Origin of the sequence: Bacillus sp. AP8, from assembly GCF_000321185.1 — a bacterium.
GTDB lineage: Bacteria > Bacillota > Bacilli > Bacillales > DSM-1321 > Bacillus_AD > Bacillus_AD massilioanorexius.
The window spans coordinates 167,362-188,699 of sequence record NZ_CAPG01000034.1 but is presented as its reverse complement, the minus strand read 5'-3'; the positions used below and the strand labels follow the sequence as shown (position 1 = coordinate 188,699).

Here is a 21,338-nt window from a genome sequence, read left to right as displayed (position 1 = left end):
TATTTAGTGAAGTATTTAATTAATGTTTTCTAAAAAAATGTTGCCTTTTAAAACGTTCGGTGAAAAAAAGGTTGTTTAATTGGACCGTGAATTGAGACCACTGGGGAAGCAATCGGGACAGGCGACATCTCACAGGCCCTATGTACCGAGGTGACTCACTACCCACCCCATGGAAAGTGAGTTTCCTGGAACAAAATTCAACCTATATTCACTCCTTGTTAATTGGCAATAAAGTTTGAAAATTAGACTAATTAATAATCTTTACTTCTTTGCCCTTAATTTTAGGTACAGTGATTTCTAGTAATCCATCTCGATGTTCTGCTTGCACTCCTTTATCGTTTATGGGCTTCACAAAAGTAATACTTCGAGTAATGGTTTTAGATGTTTTTTGGGAGCTAATCGTATTTCCTTTGGAATCGTGTTGATTTAAGGATTCATTATGTTGTACGGAAATTTGCAAAGATTGCTTGAAGGCTTCGATGTTAATTTGTTGTTTATTAATACCAGGTAATTTTGCTTTGATAATATATGCATGCTTCTCTTCTGTCATTTCAATAGGGAAACTCTTATTTAAGCCGGAGTTTTGAAAGAAGCCATCCATTGTTTGTAGGAATCCACCTAAAGGTTTACCACTGAATAAATGATCCATGCTTGTTACAAAATCGAAGAAAGGATCATTTTTATTTCGCTTTGATGGGAGTTTATTGGTTTTTTTGTCAGCAGACATTAGTGGTTCTCCTCTCTGTTTGATGATGTAGGCATTTGTCTTTACATATACTATATGTAAATAAATTACTAAAGGTTCCTTCATTTTTTTCGCCGTTTCTTTAACTTAACAGGGGTTTTTGGAACAAGGACATGACATAGTATTATAATCAAAAAAGATTTCTCAAAAAAGTAGAGAAATGTTCATTCTTCTATTGTTGATAGGCTAAAGAGAGTGTAGAATGATAAATTGTGATTGATGTATTTTTAATAAGTGAGGGAAAAAGGATGCAAAAAACAATCTTATTTCTTTTTTTCGTTGTACTTTGTTTAACGATGGTTGTTTTTACAGTTATGAGAAATAGTTTTTATGCTTTTTTATAATAATTGGGTTATTTGACTAGTACATGTGCCTTTCATTCTACATAGTCTGTTAATGTAAAAATAATCTATGTAGAAAGGGGACACTTCAATGGAGAAAAAATTCAGTGGAGTTCCTAGTATGGTGGCACCTTCATATACTAGTCCAGCTGCTAAACCAGGTGGAAATATGAACTTACAATGGTGTGGTCCATCGCAAGTAAGTCCAGCAACAATGGCTCCAGGGTACCCAACACAAGTAAGTCCATCGATGATGGGACCAGGTTTTGGTGGACCAGGTTTTGGCGGCTCACCACAATTTGGCCCTACAAATGTTGCTCCGACACAAACTATGCCAGCACAAGTAAGTCCAACTCAACAAATTGTACAGAAAAATGTATTCAAGCATATCGTACCGCATATTCACCCAACTCATACTACTACAGTGAATGAACATGTATATCAACATCAGCACTATTTTCCACATACTCAATCTGTTGTGAATGAATGTTGTAATCAACAAGTAATGTGTGGTCCTTTGCCTCCACCAATGCCTAGCTGTTTCTGTCCACCAAGACCATTTTGTTAAGAAGAAATGGGGCTGAATATCAGCCCTTTCTTTTATGTGGTTTCTATGATACACTCGCCCTTTAATACATAAAAATGATGTGGTGCAGAAAGTAAACTTAGTATATTTTATATATGGGAATAAAGGAGTTTACTACATTGAAAATTTTATACGTAACAGGTTATAAAAATTATGAATTGGGTATTTACAGTAATGAAGCAAAAGAAGTTGAATATATTAAAAAAGCGCTATTAAGACGGTTGATTCACTTAATTGATGATGGTTTAGAATGGGTGATTATTACAGGTCAACTCGGTGTAGAGTTATGGGCTGCAGAAGTTACATTACTGCTTAGAGAGCAATATCCCCAATTACAGCTAGCCGTTATTACTCCATTTTTACAACAAGAGGCTAATTGGAGTGAAAAAAATAAGGAGTATTACGAATATATTGTCTCTCAAGCTGATTTTGTGGAAAGTATTTCTCATAAGCCTTATATAAGTCCCATACAATTCAAAAATAGAGATCAATTTCTTTTGCAAAAATCTGATGGATTGCTGGTAGTGTATGATTATGAAAAAGAAGGGTCTCCACAATATATTGTGAAAGCTGCAAAGGAATATCAAGAGTATAATCCATATGAAATATTGAATATTGATTTTTATGATATTCAACAATTAATAGAAGAAGATGCATTTGAACATAATAATTATTAGAAATTGACAATTATATTAAATAATTATCGTTATTTTTACTAATATTTGATATGATAAATTGACAAAGTATAAGCTTTTTGAAAAAATAAAATAAAAGTCAATGAATGGCATACATATTGAGGTGAATCTGATGTTGTCGGATAAAATAAAGTTAACGGCGAAAGATATATTAGAAAAAGAATTTAAATCTGGAATGAGAGGCTATAAGCCAGAAGATGTTGACCAATTTTTAGATTTGATAATTCGTGACTATGAAACATTTCATCAAGAAATTGAAGAATTGAAACAAGAGAATGTAAAGTTACGTAAGAAGCTTGAAGACAATAATAATCGTCCTACTACTGCTTCATACCAACAAGCAGCTCCAGGTACTACTAATTTTGATATATTAAAACGTTTGTCTAATCTTGAGAAACATGTCTTCGGAAATAAATTGTACGAATAATGATGAAACATTACATACTTCATACCTATTATTTGTAATATAGGTAAATACTGTTTGTACGATATTTTTCTTGATATTTTTATATCAAAGCCATATAATGATTAATGTTATCTTTGATGACGTTCGGGTAATCGCTGCAATCACATTATGTGTTTGTAGAGGAAAGTCCATGCTCGCACAAGCTGAGATGCTTGTAGTGTTCGTGCCTAGTGAAAAAATAAGCTAGGGCAGTCTGGAAGACTGACGGCCGGGAAACTACCTAAGTCCGTTATGGATATGGTACAACCCTATAAAAGTGCCACAGTGACGAAGCCTTTTCAGAAATGAGAAGGGTGGAACGGGTAAACCCCACGAGCGAGAAACCCAAATATAGGTAGGGGCACCTTTCACCTTGGAAATGAACGAGGTAAAGGACAAGTTAATACTTGTAGATAGATGATTGCCGCCTTTGTACGAGATTATTTATAATCATTTGCAGTACGAAGGAACAAAACATGGCTTATAGAGCGTTATCAAAATAATATTAACTCATTATGTTAAACAGTAGACTCTCCTTTAAGAGGAGAGTCTTTATTGTTATAATAGATATCAAGTAAAATATTGGTGAAATGAATGTTTTATTAATAATATTTCTATAGATACTATTTCTGAATGAATAAAAGGAAAAAAGTTAAAATTAGTAAAAGGTGATAATATGGCACAATATACAATTATAGCAACAGCAGCGATGGGACTTGAGGCTCTTGTCGCGAAAGAAGTAAGAAATCTAGGGTACGAATGCACCGTTGATAATGGGAAAGTTGTGTTTAAAGGTGATGAGACAGCTATAGCAAAAGCTAATATGTGGTTACGTACAGCAGATCGCATCAAGATTGAAATCGCCAAATTTAAAGCAACAACTTTTGAAGACTTATTTCAACAAACTAAAGCAATTCCTTGGGAAAAATATATTACAGAAGACGGTGAATTCCCGGTATCAGGAAAATCTTTGAAATCTAAATTATTTAGTATTTCAGATTGTCAGGCAATCGTTAAGAAAGCCATTGTTGAACGACTAAAAGTAGCATATAAACGAATTGCGTGGTTTGAAGAAAATGGTCCACTTTTTAAAATTGAAGTTGCTTTATTAAAGGATATTGCAACGATAACATTAGATACATCTGGGGTAGGTTTACATAAACGTGGGTATAGAGTAGACCAAGGTGAGGCTCCACTTAAAGAGACATTAGCGGCTGCGTTAGTCATGCTTTCAAATTGGCATCCAGATAGACCTTTTATTGATCCATTTTGTGGTTCGGGTACAATTCCTATTGAAGCAGCATTAATCGGTCAAAATATCGCTCCAGGCTTTAATAGAGAGTTTGTTTCTGAAGATTGGCCATGGATTCCAACGGAAATTTGGGATCAAGTTCGTGATGAAGCAGATAGCTTGGCAAATTATGATCAACCGCTTCAAATTTCTGGTTACGATATTGATCATAAAATGGTAGAAATTGCGAAGAGAAATAGTGTGGAAGCAGGGCTAGGCGATTTAATTACTTTTAAACAAATGCAAGTAAGCGACCTAACAATAAATGAAAAGTATGAGAACTATGGTGTCATAGTAGCTAATCCACCGTATGGCGAACGTTTAGGTGATAAGCCGATTGTTGAGAAAATGTATACAGATATGGGAAAACTATTTTCTCAGTATGAAACTTGGTCAGTCTATATCTTAACTTCAAATGAGGATTTTGAGAGACTATATGGAAAGCCAGCTACAAAGAAGCGAAAACTATTTAACGGATTTATTCGCACTGATTTATATCAATATTGGGGGAAACGTCCTCCAAGAAAAGAAAAATAATCTAGCATAACATAAGAAAAATAAACATAATTATGTACAGCTCAAAAAATTGGCAGAGAGATAAAACATGCTTTCTTGCCATTTTTTTTGGCTGCTATTCTTTAGTAGGGCAGAAAGGAATTAAGAGATGCTGAAAACACTTCCATTTACAGTTGCAAAAAATGAAGCTTTTTATGATAAATTATCTGAGTGGATTGGAGATGTCTTTTACGACATATTACCTGAAAAAGGTTTCGAATTAAGAGATGAACAAATTTTTATGGCTTTTCAATTAGAAAAAGCTTTTAAAGAAAAGAAAACCATCTTTGCAGAAGCAGGAGTAGGAACAGGTAAAACAATAGTATACCTACTATATGCAATTTGCTATGCACGATATACGAATCGTCCAGCTATTATTTCATGTGCCGATGAAACATTAATTGAACAGTTGGTAAAAGAAGAAGGAGACATCGAGAAAATATCAAAATGTTTAGGGTTGGACATTGATGTGCGTCTAGCCAAAGCACGAGATCAATATGTGTGCTTAAACAAGGTGGATAAAGCGGTTTTGAGCGAAGATAATGAAAACATTGACAGACTACAAGAGGAGCTCCCAAGCTTCATCCATGACCATTCTTCTTTAACAAAATTTGAAGTCTATGGGGATCGTAAAGATTATGCCTATTTAACAGATGAGGAATGGAAGAAGGTAGGCTGGGATTCATTACAAAATTGCTTTACTTGTGACAATCGTCATCGCTGTGGACAAACATTATCCCGTGATCATTATCGTAAAGCCATTGATTTAATCGTTTGCTCCCATGACTTTTTTATGGAGCACGTCTGGACGAAAGAGTCTCGTAAAAGAGAAGGGCAGCTTCCGTTACTACCAGAATACAGTGCAGTGATTTTTGATGAAGGTCATCTTTTAGAATTTTCAGCACAAAAAGGACTTACGTACAAAATTTCAGAAGATATGATTTCTGAGGTTCTAACTTCATTACTAGCTAATGATATGAGGGAAGAAACTTTAGAGTTAATTGAAGATACTATTTACTATAATGAACTATTCTTCAAAGATTTACATGGACATAGCAAACAAATTATTGGTTCGCATCGTTATGAATTACAATCTACAGCTAAGATTGTTGAAAAAGCACAAAAGCTTCAGAATCAAATTGAACAAGTTTTAGAAAGCTTAGTATTTGAAGCTGAACTTCACACTGTAGATGAATATAGTGTGCGTGTTAGTGAAGAATATTTAGAGCAAATATCGTATTCACTTTCATTATTTTCAAACGGTCAAAACGCAGTTGTTTGGCTAGAAAAAGATGAATTAAATTCTTGCCTTGTGATCATGCCGAGATTAGTAAGTGATATACTATCGAACGAAGTATTCGCAAAAAGTATGCCGTATATTTTTTCATCTGCGACATTATCTGAAAATGGTTCATTTGATTATATAGCTAATAGTTTAGGAATTGAAAATTACAGCAGCTTTTCTGTAGAGTCTCCTTTCGATTACGATGAGGTTATGAAAATCATTCTAACTCCTTATAACAAGGAAGAACTACAACAAAAAAATGCAGCGGTAATAAATAGTATTCGTAATAATAATGGAAGTTCACTAGTTCTATTTCCTTCAATTGAGGAAATGAAAGCTTTTCGTTCACAACTGGAACAAGAGAAACTTGATTTTCCTGTCTACTTTGAGGGTGATGAAGAAATGAGTAAAACCGTTAAGAAATTCCAGAGCAATGAAGCGTCTGTATTATGTTCTTATCACATGTGGGAAGGACTAGATATACCTGGGAAATCTCTAAATAATGTCATTATTTACGGATTACCGTTCCCACCAAATGATCCTGTCTTCCAGGCGAAGAGACAAGCGGTAAATAATCCATTCAATGAAGTGGACTTACCATATATGATATTGCGTTTAAGACAAGGTATCGGTCGTTTAATTCGTACAAGTAATGATAGCGGACAGGTTCAGATTTTTATTGATAATCAACTTGATTCAGAAGTGCTTCAAGCGGTTAAAAACGTATTGCCAGTCACGCCAGTAGAGAAAGCTTAGCAAATAGGGGCTTCTGAAAAGCGATAAAAAATCACTTTTCAGATAGCCCCTTTTTTTGTATCATTTTTGAATTGAAAAGAATGTCGGAAACTAAGAGTAATTTCTATGGTCAATTTTTCTTGTGTATGTATTATGATAGAATGGAAGGAATAAAGGAGGAATGAACATGACAAATGAGATTTTAGCGACAGAAGAAAAATTTCTACGACTCGTAAAAAAAATCGTGGCATATGAGGAAGCGTTAAACTTAATTTATTGGGATTTGCGTACAGGTGCTCCTAAAAAAGGAGTTAATCAAAGATCAGAAGTTATAGGGTTACTTTCATCTGAGGTTTTTTCGATGTCAACGAGTGATGAAATGGCATCATACATAGAAGCATTATCTAAAGAAGAGGTATATAACAAACTATCTCAAATTTCGCAAAAGTTAGTTGAAGAGTGTAAGAAAGAATATGAACGTAATAAGAAAATCCCTCAAGAAGAACATAAAGAGTATACAGTATTGGTTACAAAAGCAGAGAGTATATGGGAAGAAGCAAAAGCTTCTTCAGATTTTACTTTGTTTCAACCATACCTTGAAAAAATCGTTGAGTTTAATCGTAAATTTATCTCGTATTGGGGATATGAAGGCAATAAATATAATACGTTACTAGACTTATATGAACCAGGAATGACTGTAGACGTTTTAGATCAAGTCTTCGGAACGTTAAGAGAGGAAATTGTTCCACTAGTTCAGCAAATAGCGGAAAGTGATCATAAACTAGATGCGGGCTTTTTATTTGAGCATTTTCCAAAGGAAAAACAAGAGGCATTTAGTTTGGAAATTTTAAAGCAGTTACAATATGATTTTGATGCAGGCCGACTAGATGAAACGGTACATCCTTTTGAAATTACTATTAACTCTGGCGATGTCAGAATTACAACGAAATATGATGAAAGTGATTTTCGTTCAGCTATTTTTGGAACTATACATGAATGTGGCCATGCCCTTTATGAACAAAACATATCAAAAGATTTAGAAGGTACACTTCTTTCTTCAGGTACATCTATGGGAATTCATGAATCACAATCGTTGTTCTATGAAAACTTCGTAGGGAGAAATTATAGTTTCTGGAAAAAAAACTACCCACTGTTACAGCAAACTGTATCATCTCAGTTTGGTAACATCGATTTAGATGACTATTACAATGCTATCAATCAATCAAAACCATCTTTAATTAGAATTGAAGCAGATGAGTTAACGTATCCACTCCATATCATGATTCGCTATGAAATTGAAAAAGCGTTAATAAATGAAGAAATTGAAGTGGCAGACTTACCGAAAATATGGAATGAAAAATATAAGGAATATCTTGGGATTGAACCTAAAAATGATGGAGAAGGTGTTCTTCAGGATGTTCACTGGGCAGGAGGAAGTTTTGGGTATTTCCCTTCATATGCATTAGGTTATATGTATGCTGCTCAATTTAAAAACGCTATGTTAAAAGATATCCCAGATTTTGACCGTCATTTAGAAACAGGTGATCTTTCTTTAATAAAAGAATGGTTGAATGATAATATTCATCAATATGGTAAATTGAAGGATCCGTTACAATTGCTTCAAGACATTACGGGAGAAGGGCTAAATGTACAATATTTAATTGATTATTTAAAAAATAAGTATGCTCAAATATACAAACTAGAAATGTAATACAGTCATATGTGATTTTTTTCTATTTTAAAGAATTGGGGATGGAAAAAAGAAAAATGACCAAGTCAAAAGCCATTTTATATAGTGGGTATATTACAATTGCTGCATTATTTTGGGGTATGATAGGCATCTTTGTTAAGGGACTTAACGAGATAGGTTTTAATGCGATGGAAATCGTAACAATTCGTGTTATGTTTTCATGTTTAATTTTATTTACTTATGGATTGTTTCAAAAAAGGGATCAAATATCCATTCGTGTGAGAGATGTATACTTGTTTTTTGGAACAGGAATTTTAAGTATCGCATTTTTTAATTGGGCTTATTTTACAAGTATGAACATGCTTTCGATTTCAGTAGCGGTCATATTGCTATATACAGCTCCTGCATTTGTTATGATTATGTCTGTTATGTTTTTGAAGGAACGAATTACAATCAGTAAATTATTTCTATTAATAATGACTTTATTTGGTTGTTTTTTAGTAACGGGACTAAATGGAGATATAGTAGGAAATGGTAATGTGAAAGGGTACTTAATAGGGCTAGGAGCAGGTTTTGGGTATGCCTTGTATAGTATTTTTGGAAAATTTGCTATCAAGAAATATACAGCCTTTACTATAAGCTTATATACTTTTTTTATTGCATCCATTGTCTTGATTCCTGCTACGAGAATATGGACTAAACTTGATTTATTATTAAGTAAGAAAGCTATACTTCTTGTATTAGGATTATGTGTTATATCTACTGTTTTTGCCTATTTATTGTATACCGAAGGCTTAAAAGTCATTGAGAGCAGCAGGGCATCAATCTTATCAACAGTAGAACCATTAGCGGCAATGATTATTGGAATTGTACTTTTTGATGAAAGCATCACGATCTTACAACTAGTTGGTGGAGCTATTATCTTTACAAGTGCGATCGTGGCTAGTACAAATTTAGATTTTCTTTTTAAAAAGTATAGAAGTAATAATATAAGCTCCTAAACCATTGGTTTAGGAGCTTATTGTTTATTACCAAAGCTTATAGCCTTTTGAGCCTGGTGGTGCATTTTGAATCATATCTATGAACGGTATTGTATAAGCAAATAAGATTAATATAACGGTAATTCCTAACCATAATTTCCAATTTTCAAATACAAGTGGGGGCTTTTCAGCGTTTTCAGCTGCTTCACCAACTGGGAATTCTTGTTCACCCTTAGGCGCTAAGAATGCTAAATTGATGAAAATAATTAGAATCAAGATAATTCCTATGAAAAGAATTGTTCCACCAACAGCTTGTGCTACTTGATACGGAATCCAATCAAGTGCTCTTTCTGCTTCACCATAAGTTGAATATGATGATCGGCGCGGTGCACCAAGTAAACCAGCCGCATGCATCGCTCCAGACATAAATGCCATCCCTATTGACCAGAATATAGCTTGAACAATCGCTAATTTATTCATTTTTTTCGTTAATACTCGACCAGTTAAATGAGGTACTAACCAATATGAGATACCGAAGAAAGTCAAGACAACAGCAGTTGCTAAAGTTAAATGGAAATGTCCGGTAACCCAAACTGTATTATGTACAACTTGGTTTAATTGATTTGACGCGTTTACCATACCACCTGCACCCGCAGGGATAAATGAAATCATTCCAATAAATGGAACAACAAATCGTGCATCGCCCCATGGAAGCTTTTTAATCCATCCAAATAACCCAGTAGCACCTTTAGAACGTCCATACATTTCAAAAGTACCAAATAAAGAAAACGCAGTCATTAAAGAAGGGATTACTACCAAGAATGTTAAAATGACTTGTAAGAACTTCCATGCTGGATCAATACCCGGTTCAAGTAACTGATGGTGAAATCCTACTGGAACAGAGAACAATAAAAACAATATGAATGACATACGTGCTAAAGAATCCGAGAAAATTTTTGTGTTAAGTACTTTTGGAATAACGACATACCAGCACATATAAGCAGGAAGTAGCCAGAAATATACAAGCGGATGTCCGAAATACCAAAACAGCGTTCTACTAATTAGTACATCAATAGTATCTACAAGACCTAATGACCAAGGTAGCATTTGAATAAGTACAGTTGAAGCAACACCAATTGTTGCAACAATCCATAAGACAGAGTTAATCACAACCATGAATGTAAGGAGGGGACTAACTTTTCCTTTGTTTTGTTTGCGCCATCTTACATAATTAGAAATCATTGCTCCACAAGCGAACCAGCTTCCGACAACGACCAGTGTAAGACCGATATAAAAAATCGGGTGTGCTTTTAACGGTGCATAAAATGTAAATAGTACCGAAGCCTCGTTTAATAGGACCATAGTTGCTGCCATAGCAGTTCCAATAGTCATTAAAGTAAAACCAATCCATCCTGCTTTTCTTGCGCCATTTGATAAAGTACCGGTTGTTCGGCTCACTGCTGCAAATTGAAAACCTAAAATAAAAAACGTTGTAAGGATAAGGCCAAGTAAAACTCCATGAACCGTAAGAACTTGGTAATAGGTAATTCCAAAAGGAAGCTCTAGTTTTCCAGTACGTACTAATGTTTGAAGTAAACCAGCTAGGCCACCAAGTGCCAAAGCTACAAAAGCAACATAAAAATGTGCCATTGAAAGTTTTGCATCACGACGATCTACTTTGTAAGTCGAAGAGCTAAGCATTATTCAACCACCTCAATTCTTGAGTTCATCATGTGATGCCCTACACCACAGTATTCGTTACAAAGAACTAAAAACTCACCGGTTTTATTAAAGGTTGTAACGTATTCACTAATAAAACCTGGTTCAAGCATCATGTTAATATTTGTTCCTGCTACTTCAAAACCGTGAATAACATCCTTTGTTGTTGCAATTACTTTAACTTTCGAACCCTTTGGTACTTCTACTTTTGCAGGGTTATATGAAAAAGCGGATGCTACAAATACTAATTCATAATCCCAATCTTCGCCTTCAACTTTGTTTAGCCCAGGTTTGTTAAAAGGTTTAGTTGTATCAACCTTTTCAGGATCAACGGTAGCTAGACAGCTAGGTGGCTGGTTACCCATGTAAAATGCACTAACCCCTAATACTGTTAGGAAGACTAACAGAGCACCGACCCCGAAAATTAGCCATATTTTCTCATATTTATGCATATGCATGGCAATTTCCTCCTCATTGTTCTATAAGCGATCAGTAAATAAGAAATAAACACTAACCCAAGTAATAACGATAATTAAACCAACTATAAATACGGAAGCGAGTGTTCCTTTTAAAGAACCGTGATCATCATCTTTATTAGGATCTGGCTTTTTCTTCAATTGCGCTTCTGCCATATTTTTCACTCCTTTCAATAATATAGAAATTACTATGAGTACAATTTCATCATACAAAACAATAAAAAGATTTCTAGATGGTTTTTATGACTTCACAAATTGTTCAATCGTAATGTTTAAACTATGGTAATAGTGAAAAGTTGGAAATCCAATATTAAACGTTGTTTATTAATTGGAAAAAATGTGAAATAAATGTGAAAATATGATAAATTAAACAGTCATTAGGAATTGTGTAGTTTAGAGTCGATTATGTTACAGGATAGTAGCTTTACGTGGGACAGGTGGAGAGTCTTCTTTCCAGATAGTGACTATAGGCTTCACCTGTCCTGCGCCTCCACGGGATTGTCTCGCACCTTACACTCTATTCAACGGACCTTTTATCTACTGGTTTATTCACCTAATGGATAAAAAAACAACAATCTTTTAGAAACCGGACTTTTATATAATTGGATAAATAGAAATAGCTTGTTATCAATATTGTAAAATTCTGAAAACAAAAACAACTTTTGGATAGTAAAAATTTCTTTTCATATTGTTTTTTCATTGCTATAATACAAAAATATTAATCATAAATATTTTCTCTCATATAATAGCGAGAATATGGCTCGCAAGTTTCTACCAAGTTACCGTAAATGACTTGACTATGAGTGAGCAATATTTTTCTTGAGACTAAAACTCAGGCTAGTTGCTGCACTCTTTTTGGGGTAAAAGCAATACAGCTTGAGTTTTTTTGTTACTTAAGAAAAATATCATTCTAAAAATGCATACTATGTATACTTACGGGGGTTTTACAATGGAAGCTTTGAAGCAAAGAATTTTACAAGAAGGAATCGTATTATCTGATTCTGTATTAAAGGTGGATTCTTTTATCAATCATCAAATGGATCCTAAATTAATGAAACAAATGGGAGAGGAATTTGCTGCAAGGTTTAAAAAGCAAGGAGTTACAAAAGTTTTAACAATTGAATCATCAGGTATTGCCCCTGCTATTATGACGGCTTTAGAATTGGGTGTTCCAATGGTTTCAGCACGAAAGCAAAAATCATTAACATTAAAAGAAGGCTTAATTACTACAAAGGTCTATTCTTTTACAAAACAAGTAATGAATGATGTTACTATTTCTAGTCATTTTATTCAAGAAGGGGATCATGTACTTATTATTGATGACTTTTTAGCCAATGGACAAGCTGCTTTAGGTTTAATAGATATTGTCAAACAAGCAGGAGCTAAACCAGTTGGTGTAGGAATTGTTATTGAGAAATCCTTCCAAGACGGACATAAGTTAGTTGAAGGAACAGGTGTACAATTAAAATCATTAGCAAGAATTGCTTCATTAACAAATGGAAAAGTTCACTTCGTAGAAGAGACAAATGGAGGAAAAACAGAATGAATAATAGTACGATGAAAACAGCATCTTTAGGATTTCAACATGTTCTTGCAATGTACGCAGGGGCCGTTCTTGTTCCTTTAATTGTTGGACAGGCATTAAAGTTAACTCCCGAGCAGTTAACGTATCTAGTATCGATAGATATTATGATGTCTGGTATTGCTACTCTTTTACAAGTATATCAAAATAGATTTTTTGGTATTGGTTTACCAATTATGCTTGGTTGTACATTTACTGCGGTTGCACCAATTATAGCAATCGGTGGAAGCTATGGAATTAGCAGTGTGTACGGAGCGATTATTGTTTCAGGTATTGTTGTTGTTATTATTAGTAAATTTTTTGGTAAGCTCGTTAAGTTCTTTCCACCTGTTGTAACAGGATGTGTAGTTACTATTATTGGTATTACTCTTATTCCAGTTGCCATCAATAATTTAGCTGGAGGACAAGGTTCAGCTGATTTCGGTTCAATCACCAATTTATCTTTAGGCTTTGGAACACTTTTACTTATTATTCTATTATATAAATTTAGTAATGGCTTTCTTCGAGCAATTTCTGTGTTAATTGGTCTAGTCGCAGGAACAGTTATTGCCTTTTTTATGGGAATGGTTGATACAACAGAAATTGCAAATGCTTCATGGTTTCATATTCCTAAGCCTTTTTATTTTGGAATGCCAACATTTGATTTAACACCCATTTTAACAATGACATTAGTTGCCATCGTTAGCTTAGTGGAATCAACAGGTGTGTACTTTGCTTTAGGTGATATTTGCGAGAAAAAAATTAAAGAAACCGATCTAGAAAGAGGTTATCGTGCCGAAGGATTAGCTGTAGTACTTGGTGGGATTTTTAACTCATTTCCGTATACAACATTTTCACAAAACGTTGGTTTGATTCAAATTTCAGGAGTTAGATCAAAAAATGTTTTATATACAGCTGTTGGGTTTCTTGTAGTATTCGGCTTAGTACCAAAAATAGGAGCATTAACTACTGTAATACCTTCAGCCGTATTAGGTGGAGCAATGGTTGCCATGTTCGGAATGGTTATAGCCTCTGGTATTAAAATGTTAAGTAGAGTAGATTTTTCTTCACAAGAAAACTTATTTATTATTGCGTGTTCAGTAGGTATCGGATTAGGTGTTACAGTGGTTCCTAATTTATTTGCGGTACTACCTGAAAGTATCAGTATTATAACAAATAGCGGAATCGTAATGGGAAGTTTGACGGCTATCATATTAAATATTGTTTTTAATGTTGTACCTAGTAAAAAACGTACAGTCATAAATATACAAGAGAAACAAGCCTCTTAAATTTAATAAGATGTGGTTGTTATAGAAGAAAGAATTATGTGAGAACTTGACCTACCTATATTGTTTAAAAAGAGCATTATCTAAGTCAGATGATGCTCTTTTTTTATGGTTTTAAATGAATTATTACAAGTTCTACCTTACTATACATTGTGGTTTTATTCACAAAAAATTAAAAAAGAAAACATCAGTATTATGAAATTGTTTATTACTCTAAGAAAAACATATATTTTACTTTTGTAATGGTGTTAATCCTAAAAAACTAAAAATTATATGTCTAAATAATATAACCATTGCATAACTGTAAGAATACACTATATCAAGTTATAGAAAAGGACTGATTAAATATGGAAAAAAAATATTGTAAACATTGTAAAAGAATAACTGATGAAGTAATATGTGAAGCCTGTGGAAATAATGAATTTCAAGCTATTGTTATTTCCGTACAAGCTTCTTCACAGTATAAAAAAGATTAAACGTACAATCTAAGAGTAGACTAAAAGCAACTGATTATCTGGTCTGAGTATGCTATTCTAAATATAGGTGGTAAAATCTGTATTGAATAGGAGGAACGGTTATTTGAAGAAAAGGATAACAAATACTCAAAAGAAATTTTTAGAAAATGAATTAGATTATTTAAAAAACAATAATGCCAAAATAGAAGTTGGACCACTTGAAGATTATTATGTAATCGAATCGAGAAATGATAATAGTACAGTTCATACATTATTATGGGTCGGTGCTATATTAGTAGGTGTAGGTTTGTTGAGCTTTATTGCTTCTAATTGGTCAGTACTTTCAAATATGACAAAGTTTGTAATGATATTTGTTGGAATTATTGTTTTTTATTTTACTGCATGGAAAACAGAGAAAGCCCTCCCTAAAACGTCAAGAAGTTTATACTATATAGGAGGCTTTTTATACGGATCTGGTATATTTCTTATTGGTCAAACTTTTCATCTTGGTGGAGAAATATATACTGGATTTTTGTTGTGGGCAATTGGAATTCTCCCATTAGGATGCTTTATTAAAGATAAAGCCATTATAGTGTTTTCGATTTTATTGTTATTTTTATATAGCACTGAAATTTATATTCAAGGGCAGTATCCTTACTTGTTATTATTGACGATTCCTTTTGTTTATGTAATAAATCATAAATTATTATCTAAATCTTCTGCTATTTTCTTGCTCAATTCAGCTTTACTTGTTCATTTCATACATTCACAGTTATGGTTTTTTAACGTGAACCAACTATTTATCATACTTCTTTTATTTGTAAGTGGTTTAGTCATGAGTTTAGCAGGAACGGGAGCCTATATACGTAGTTTTAAAGTGTTTGGCCACCTTCTGCACGGTGTTTATGGAATATCTCTTACGTTTGCAGGTGTTTGGAATTTAGTGTTCTTACATGATACTGCAGAAGTAATAGCTATTACATTTGCTATATTGTATGGACTGTTTATTATTTGGCTAGTAAGGCAAGGAAATATAATATCTATCTTACTTTTATGCTCGTTAATATTTAGATTTTATATTGATTTTTCATATGATTTCTTACCGAAGAGTCTTTTTTTCATAGTAGGTGGAATTATATTGCTATTATTCGGATTTTGGTTTGAAAGAAGTAGGAGAGGAGAGGGACATAACCATGAAATCAAGCCTTTTTAAATTTTTGATTACTTTATTCGTTCCTCTTCTCATTCTATTAGGAATGATCGTTAAACCTATTTTTTCCTCATTGTACGGTGAAACAATTGTTTTAAAGACATTACCGCTTGATCCTACTGATCTTTTTTATGGAGATTATGTTACTTTAAATTTGGAAATTAGCGAAGTTTCTGCTGAAAAAGTCAGCAGTGAAGTAGTACATGAGTTGAGGAAAAATCAAGATGACCATTTTTGGGGACCAACCAAGCAGATAAAAGTTTATACATTATTAACGAAAAAAGAAGATGTTTATGAGGTTGATCAAGTATTATTAAAAAAACCAGAAAAGGGATTGTATATTAAAGGAAAGATACCAGCTTATCATTATAGTACTGAACTCCCCTATTATCACATAGATTATGGAATAGATCGTTATTATATTGAAGAAAATACGGGTGAAAAGATTGAAAAGCAATCGCAAACAGGGGATGTAAAGGTGGTTATTAAGCTAGCTAATGGATATGGCTTAATTAAGGAATTGCAGTAGAATCATGTCATGGTTCTTAAATAGCATACGATAAGTGAAACGGATCTTACGTTTCACTTTTTTTGATGTCAATTGCCAATGCACGAGATTTAACTTAGAAAAAGATGTCTATACAGAACGATTGAAAGTTATTCTAACATTAAAATAATCGTAAAGCTTCCAACGGTCGCAAAATACAGAGGAACTGACAAAGCTGAGTTAAAGTGAAATTTGTGTGAGTAATTATTGAGTAAAGCTGGAGGTGTTATATCCATTTGAATCCCTTCAATTGCGGCTATGGTTGCTAAATTACCTGCAATCATATTACCAAGCTCACCAGTAAAGGACTCTAACAGTTCTCCTTGTAGGCTCATTCCATACATGACTTCTCCAATATTGCTAAAGGTACTTTCATTACCATCAATAATGATGCGACCATTTATCGTACCTGATAACTCAATTAAAACACCAAGTTTTACAAGTAGCAAAGATTGTTGAATAATAGATGGTTTCATAATATCAAGTGAATCCGGAATAATGGATTTAACTGACTCTATAGTTCCTTTTAATAAAGTAGCGGAATAAGTATTAATCGCCATAATTATGCCTCCGAATGTATTCTTATTCATATAATAGCAAAATATAAGACTAAACTACTAGATAAAAATAAAACAAATTACATTAAAACACAATTTTTTTAAAATTGTAAGTCTTTATAAACAAATCTGTCATGATTTGTTTCGAATTGTTTAAAAAATATTTTCAAAATTGTCATTGATAATGATTCTCGTTTTTGATAGTATAAAGATAACGATAATCGTTCTCAACGGAGACGTATGGAAGGGTGATTGCAATGGTTTCACTTTTTGTAATTGGTACGGTTTCAGTATACTCATTCGTAATGGTACATGTTTTAAGAAATGTTGCTAAATCAACACATGTTGTAAAATAAAAATCAAACAAAGCATTAACTACTAATCTAGGCCAGGTAAATTCTTACCTGGTTTTTTGCATTATTGTAGGAAAGAAAGCAAAAATGTTTTACAATAATAGAAAATAATAGGGAAACAAGGGGAATGGTTCAATGATTAAAACAGCAACGAATCATACAAGAATGTTAATGTCGTTAGCGGGATTGTATCAAACATTCGTACAAAATAAGGATGAAGAAAATAGTAATAAGATGAAGCAATTGATAAAAAAAGCTGAAGAACATGAAGTTCAGCTAGCTTTTTGTGGACATTTTTCTGCTGGAAAGTCGAGCATGATCAATTATCTAATGGGTAGTCAAATTTTACCCTCAAGTCCAGTGCCAACCAGCGCGAATATTGTAAAGGTTAAACAAGGAAAAGAAGCAGTTAAAGTGCATTTCTTTGATGGAACGTATACAGTATTCGAAGGCTCACATGATATGAAAGATATCAAAGCATATTGTAAAGAAGGAGAGCAAATAAGAGCGATAGATATTTACTCTGATCATTTTCCTTTACCAAAGGATTGTGCTGTTTTAGATACACCAGGTATTGATTCAACTGACGACGCTCATCGTGTATCAACAGAGTCTACATTACACTTAGCAGATATTGTTTTGTATGTAATGGATTATAATCATGTACAATCTCAAGAAAATTTTTTATTTGCTAAAAAGATGAATGAGGCTGGAAAGAAATTATACTTAATTATTAATCAAATTGATAAACATGATGAAAGTGAACTAAGTTTTGGACAGTTCAAAGATTCGGTTGCAAATGCATTTGCACAATGGAATATTTCACCAGAAGGAATCTTCTATACTTCATTAAGAAATTTTGAAATAGAAGATAATGAAATTGAAGTAGTGAAACAATTTATACATGAAAAAATTGCTTTTGAAAGAGAACATTTACAGAAGTCGATTATAACTTCTGCAAAACAATTAGCCAATGATCATATACATTTTTTACAAGAAGAGTATGCTGAAGAAATTGATCATGCGCATACCACTTTATCACAGTATAAAGATGATGAATTATCAGAAATAATGAAAAAGTTAGAAGAATACACATTAAGTAAACAACAGATGTTATCATTCCCTGAAACTTTTTATTTAAAAAGAACAGATGACTTAGATGAGTTATTAAAAAATGCATACTTACTTTCGGCAGAAAGTCGAGATTTAATAAAATCGTACTTAGAATCTCAGCAGGAACAATTTAAAGTTGGACTTTTGTTTTCTAAAAACAAAACTGAAGCAGAAAAAGCAGCTCGTGAACAGGCATTAATGTCCGAATTAGAAAATAGAACGAAAACTCAATTAGAATGGCATATTAAAGAATTTGCTAGTCAAAGTGTAAAACAAGCAGGTGTGAGTGATTCGTCATTAGAATTTCTGGCTCAGGAAATGAGTATATCATTTACGAAAGACGATATTAAAAATATCATTTCTAAACAAAGTGATATTTCTGGAAAGTATGTCTTAATATTTAGTGAGAAAGTATCAGATTTTATAAAAAATATCGCAAAAAAACAAATGTTAGAATTCTTACAATCATTAAAAGAAGCAATAAAAATCGACCAGGATGAAAGATTGTCTAATCTTGAAAAAGAAACTGAAGAAATTAGACAAGTGGGAGAAGCACAAAGTCTTTTACAGAAAGTAGCAAAAGATCGAGAAGAAAGACAAATGAAGCTCGAAGCAATACTTTCATTAGAGAAGGAGCAAGATGAGGCAAAATATACAACAATTCTTTCCCAAATCCATCAGGACGAGAAGAATAAACAGATTACAGTTGAGATGAAAAAAACGATAGAATTAAATGACTCAAAAGATTTTATTGTTAATGATGATCAAAATGTAACGATAACTGAATTAGAAGGTAAAGATGGTCTTGAGAAATGGAGTAAGAAACTTCAAACGTCTGCTGAATTACTAAAGGAGGTTAATGGATTTACTAGTGTAGTTCAGGAATTGAAAGAAAAAGCCGAAAGAATGCAAAATCAAACATATACTATTGCTCTGTTTGGGGCTTTCAGTGCAGGGAAATCATCTTTTGCTAATGCTTTATTTGGTGAAAAAGTACTTCCAGTATCACCAAATCCTACTACAGCAGTTATTAATAAAGTTATGGCACCAGGTGCTTCTCAAGAGCACCGTACAGCAAAGATTCAATTGAAAACAGCAGAAATGTTGCTAGAAGATGTGAAAATTGCTTGTAAAGCATTGAATTTTTCACCGGACAGTCTAGAGGATGCTTATCGATTCGGTGAAAATGTTCAGGAAAAAGCTACTACAGTAGTAGGAAAAGAAAAAGCACATTTATCTTTCATTCTAGCTTTTTATAAGGGATATGAGTCATTAAAAAATCAATTAGGCCAAAGCTTTATTGTAGAATATGAAGAATTTACTCAATTTGCAGCCGATGAATCTAAATCATGCTTCGTCGATGAAATCTCTCTTTATTTTGATTGCGAATTAACTAGAAAAGGAATAGTTCTAGTTGATACACCAGGTGCGGATTCGATTAATGCTAGACATACAAACGCTGCTTTCCATTATATAAAAAATAGTGATGCTATTCTTTTTGTAACGTATTATAATCATCCTTTTGCTAAAGCAGACCGTGAATTTTTAATTCAATTAGGGCGTGTAAAAGATTCTTTCTCAATGGATAAAATGTTCTTTATTTGCAATGCGATTGATTTGGCTCAAAATGAAGATGAATTACTAGAGGTTACGACTTACATTAAAGGTCAATTAGAGGGCTTTGGAATTCGTTTCCCAAGACTTTTCCCATTATCAAGTAAAGAAGCACTTAATGAGCAAAAAGAAGATTATCTTTTTAAACATACATTTTTACAGGACAGTGGAATGAAAAATTTCCAACAAGCTTTCTCTTATTTCATACAGCATGAACTAGTAGATTTATCATGTACTTCTGCACAAGCTGCTATCCAAAGAGCGCTTAGCTTATTACGCGAAATAATAGCTGCAGCAACATCATCAAGTGAGGAAAAGAAAGAACGCTTGTTACAACTACAAAAAGAATATAAAGAATTAAAAGATCAAATAGGTAACAGTGCATTCACTGTAGAAGAACAAAGAATGAATAAAGAGGCTGATGAATTATTGCATTATATACATCAACGAGTCTTTTTACGATTTGCAGACTTTTTTAAAGAGTCATTTAACCCAGCGGTCATTAAAGATGATGGTAGAGATCTAAAAGGAGCATTGAAAAAGGCTCTACGAGAATTATTAGATGCTGTTGGATTTGATTTTGAACAGGAAATGCGAGCTACTTCACTTCGTCTTGATCGTTTCTTAAGAAGTGTTGTACTTGATAAAAAACAATTCTTTGGAAAATTAATTTCGAAAACATGGAATTCAGTAGAAATAGGCGATTATTCAATAGGTCAATATGAGGTTCCTGAATACAATAAGACTTTTCAAGAAATGGATAGTCAGGATTTCAAGAAGGAGCTTTCCTTATTTAAAAATACAAAATCATTCTTTGAAAAGAATGATAAACAAAAAATGGCAGAAGGGCTTCAAACGGCTCTTAAAACACCCGCTCAAGTATACCTAAATGCTGAAGGAGCAACAGCAAAACAATATTATGGCAAGCTTCTCTTAGATGAGTTAGATAGGATGAAAAAACATGTGGAGAAAGAATTAGATGATGTGTACGAAAGCTATATTTCTGTCCTTCAAGAAAATGTAGATGTGGATTATTATAAAGAAAAGGAACAATCATTACAGCAAATGTTTTAAATTTTCTATAGGAGAGTGTGCACAC

Annotated in this window: 17 protein-coding genes, 1 other RNA gene and 1 riboswitch; of the genes, 13 read left to right on the top strand and 5 right to left on the bottom strand. The window is 33.2% G+C overall.

What is annotated here, in order from left to right; all coding sequences use genetic code 11:
- Window positions 1-247: 247 nt before the first annotated feature.
- Entirely contained in the window at window positions 248-727 is a 480-nt protein-coding gene (locus BN349_RS08980) for an Hsp20/alpha crystallin family protein (protein ID WP_019241961.1), read from the bottom strand.
- A gap of 450 nt (window positions 728-1,177) precedes the next feature.
- Between BN349_RS08980 and BN349_RS26880 the strand changes: the two genes are divergently transcribed.
- From BN349_RS26880 to BN349_RS08945, 8 genes are all read left to right on the top strand, one after another.
- The gene (locus tag BN349_RS26880; protein WP_019241960.1) at window positions 1,178-1,654 is read left to right on the top strand and encodes a CotD family spore coat protein; all 477 of its coding nucleotides are present in this window, start codon (window positions 1,178-1,180) and stop codon (window positions 1,652-1,654) included.
- A gap of 137 nt (window positions 1,655-1,791) precedes the next feature.
- Entirely contained in the window at window positions 1,792-2,349 is a 558-nt protein-coding gene (locus BN349_RS08970) for a DUF1273 domain-containing protein (RefSeq protein ID WP_019241959.1), read from the top strand.
- A 130-nt stretch (window positions 2,350-2,479) separates the two neighbouring features.
- The gene (gene gpsB / locus BN349_RS08965) at window positions 2,480-2,794 is read left to right on the top strand and encodes a cell division regulator GpsB (RefSeq protein ID WP_019241958.1); all 315 of its coding nucleotides are present in this window, start codon (window positions 2,480-2,482) and stop codon (window positions 2,792-2,794) included.
- 119 nt (window positions 2,795-2,913) lie between these two features.
- Window positions 2,914-3,301: RNase P RNA component class B (rnpB, locus tag BN349_RS25335), an RNA gene on the top strand.
- Window positions 3,302-3,488: 187 nt separating this feature from the next.
- On the top strand, window positions 3,489-4,640 hold the full coding sequence (locus BN349_RS08960; protein ID WP_019241957.1) for a THUMP domain-containing class I SAM-dependent RNA methyltransferase: 1,152 nt from the start codon (window positions 3,489-3,491) through the stop codon (window positions 4,638-4,640).
- Window positions 4,641-4,767: 127 nt separating this feature from the next.
- Window positions 4,768-6,699, top strand: coding sequence for an ATP-dependent DNA helicase (locus BN349_RS08955; RefSeq protein ID WP_019241956.1), 1,932 nt, complete (start codon window positions 4,768-4,770; stop codon window positions 6,697-6,699).
- A 166-nt stretch (window positions 6,700-6,865) separates the two neighbouring features.
- The gene (locus BN349_RS08950; RefSeq protein ID WP_019241955.1) at window positions 6,866-8,389 is read left to right on the top strand and encodes a carboxypeptidase M32; all 1,524 of its coding nucleotides are present in this window, start codon (window positions 6,866-6,868) and stop codon (window positions 8,387-8,389) included.
- A gap of 56 nt (window positions 8,390-8,445) precedes the next feature.
- Window positions 8,446-9,369, top strand: a complete 924-nt coding sequence (locus tag BN349_RS08945; protein WP_019241954.1) for a DMT family transporter — start codon at window positions 8,446-8,448, stop codon at window positions 9,367-9,369.
- A gap of 27 nt (window positions 9,370-9,396) precedes the next feature.
- Here BN349_RS08945 and BN349_RS08940 read toward each other — a convergent pair whose 3' ends face one another.
- From BN349_RS08940 to BN349_RS08930, 3 genes are read right to left on the bottom strand one after another with little or no spacing between them, the layout of a single operon-like run.
- Window positions 9,397-11,049, bottom strand: coding sequence for a b(o/a)3-type cytochrome-c oxidase subunit 1 (locus BN349_RS08940; protein WP_019241953.1), 1,653 nt, complete (start codon window positions 11,047-11,049; stop codon window positions 9,397-9,399).
- The gene (locus BN349_RS08935) at window positions 11,049-11,525 is read right to left on the bottom strand and encodes a cytochrome c oxidase subunit II (RefSeq protein ID WP_019241952.1); all 477 of its coding nucleotides are present in this window, start codon (window positions 11,523-11,525) and stop codon (window positions 11,049-11,051) included. The genes BN349_RS08940 and BN349_RS08935 overlap by 1 nt, the downstream gene beginning before the upstream one ends.
- Window positions 11,526-11,546: 21 nt before the next feature.
- Window positions 11,547-11,699, bottom strand: a complete 153-nt coding sequence (locus BN349_RS08930; protein ID WP_019241951.1) for a hypothetical protein — start codon at window positions 11,697-11,699, stop codon at window positions 11,547-11,549.
- A gap of 562 nt (window positions 11,700-12,261) precedes the next feature.
- Window positions 12,262-12,363, top strand: a riboswitch (purine riboswitch).
- A 129-nt stretch (window positions 12,364-12,492) separates the two neighbouring features.
- Here BN349_RS08930 and BN349_RS08925 point away from each other — a divergent pair.
- The 4 genes from BN349_RS08925 to BN349_RS08905 all read left to right on the top strand — a co-directional run bounded on the left by BN349_RS08925 (window position 12,493) and on the right by BN349_RS08905 (window position 16,584).
- Entirely contained in the window at window positions 12,493-13,089 is a 597-nt protein-coding gene (locus BN349_RS08925; protein WP_019241950.1) for a xanthine phosphoribosyltransferase, read from the top strand.
- Window positions 13,086-14,393 carry a nucleobase:cation symporter-2 family protein gene (locus BN349_RS08920; protein ID WP_019241949.1) on the top strand — a complete coding sequence of 436 codons (1,308 nt, stop codon included), beginning with the start codon at window positions 13,086-13,088 and terminating at the stop codon, window positions 14,391-14,393. The genes BN349_RS08925 and BN349_RS08920 overlap by 4 nt, the downstream gene beginning before the upstream one ends.
- A 576-nt stretch (window positions 14,394-14,969) precedes the next feature.
- Window positions 14,970-16,058 carry a DUF2157 domain-containing protein gene (locus tag BN349_RS23680; protein ID WP_019241947.1) on the top strand — a complete coding sequence of 363 codons (1,089 nt, stop codon included), beginning with the start codon at window positions 14,970-14,972 and terminating at the stop codon, window positions 16,056-16,058.
- Window positions 16,039-16,584: a GDYXXLXY domain-containing protein gene (locus BN349_RS08905; RefSeq protein ID WP_019241946.1), complete on the top strand. Its 546-nt coding sequence runs from the start codon at window positions 16,039-16,041 to the stop codon at window positions 16,582-16,584. The genes BN349_RS23680 and BN349_RS08905 overlap by 20 nt, the downstream gene beginning before the upstream one ends.
- 128 nt (window positions 16,585-16,712) lie before the next feature.
- On the opposite strand, the gene BN349_RS08900 is transcribed toward BN349_RS08905, so the two are convergent.
- A complete protein-coding gene (locus tag BN349_RS08900) occupies window positions 16,713-17,162 on the bottom strand; it encodes a chemotaxis protein CheX (RefSeq protein ID WP_019241945.1) in 450 nt (149 codons plus the stop codon).
- Between the two features lie 485 nt (window positions 17,163-17,647).
- On the opposite strand from BN349_RS08900, the gene BN349_RS08890 reads away from it, so the two are divergent.
- On the top strand, window positions 17,648-21,313 hold the full coding sequence (locus BN349_RS08890; RefSeq protein WP_019241943.1) for a dynamin family protein: 3,666 nt from the start codon (window positions 17,648-17,650) through the stop codon (window positions 21,311-21,313).
- Window positions 21,314-21,338: the final 25 nt, after the last annotated feature.

What these genes read in the sequence shown, in the direction of transcription:
- BN349_RS08960 (WP_019241957.1), top strand. Translation starts at nt 3,489, where the DNA reads ATGGCACAATATACAATTATAGCAACAGCAGCGATGGGACTTGAGGCT.
- BN349_RS08935 (WP_019241952.1), bottom strand. Translation starts at nt 11,525, where the DNA reads ATGCATATGCATAAATATGAGAAAATATGGCTAATTTTCGGGGTCGGT.
- BN349_RS08900 (WP_019241945.1), bottom strand. Translation starts at nt 17,162, where the DNA reads ATGGCGATTAATACTTATTCCGCTACTTTATTAAAAGGAACTATAGAG.
- BN349_RS08905 (WP_019241946.1), top strand. Translation starts at nt 16,039, where the DNA reads ATGAAATCAAGCCTTTTTAAATTTTTGATTACTTTATTCGTTCCTCTT.
- BN349_RS08920 (WP_019241949.1), top strand. Translation starts at nt 13,086, where the DNA reads ATGAATAATAGTACGATGAAAACAGCATCTTTAGGATTTCAACATGTT.
- BN349_RS08980 (WP_019241961.1), bottom strand. Translation starts at nt 727, where the DNA reads ATGTCTGCTGACAAAAAAACCAATAAACTCCCATCAAAGCGAAATAAA.
- BN349_RS08945 (WP_019241954.1), top strand. Translation starts at nt 8,446, where the DNA reads ATGACCAAGTCAAAAGCCATTTTATATAGTGGGTATATTACAATTGCT.
- BN349_RS26880 (WP_019241960.1), top strand. Translation starts at nt 1,178, where the DNA reads ATGGAGAAAAAATTCAGTGGAGTTCCTAGTATGGTGGCACCTTCATAT.
- BN349_RS08955 (WP_019241956.1), top strand. Translation starts at nt 4,768, where the DNA reads ATGCTGAAAACACTTCCATTTACAGTTGCAAAAAATGAAGCTTTTTAT.
- BN349_RS08950 (WP_019241955.1), top strand. Translation starts at nt 6,866, where the DNA reads ATGACAAATGAGATTTTAGCGACAGAAGAAAAATTTCTACGACTCGTA.
- BN349_RS08925 (WP_019241950.1), top strand. Translation starts at nt 12,493, where the DNA reads ATGGAAGCTTTGAAGCAAAGAATTTTACAAGAAGGAATCGTATTATCT.
- BN349_RS08930 (WP_019241951.1), bottom strand. Translation starts at nt 11,699, where the DNA reads ATGGCAGAAGCGCAATTGAAGAAAAAGCCAGATCCTAATAAAGATGAT.
- BN349_RS08890 (WP_019241943.1), top strand. Translation starts at nt 17,648, where the DNA reads ATGATTAAAACAGCAACGAATCATACAAGAATGTTAATGTCGTTAGCG.
- BN349_RS08940 (WP_019241953.1), bottom strand. Translation starts at nt 11,049, where the DNA reads ATGCTTAGCTCTTCGACTTACAAAGTAGATCGTCGTGATGCAAAACTT.
- gpsB (WP_019241958.1), top strand. Translation starts at nt 2,480, where the DNA reads ATGTTGTCGGATAAAATAAAGTTAACGGCGAAAGATATATTAGAAAAA.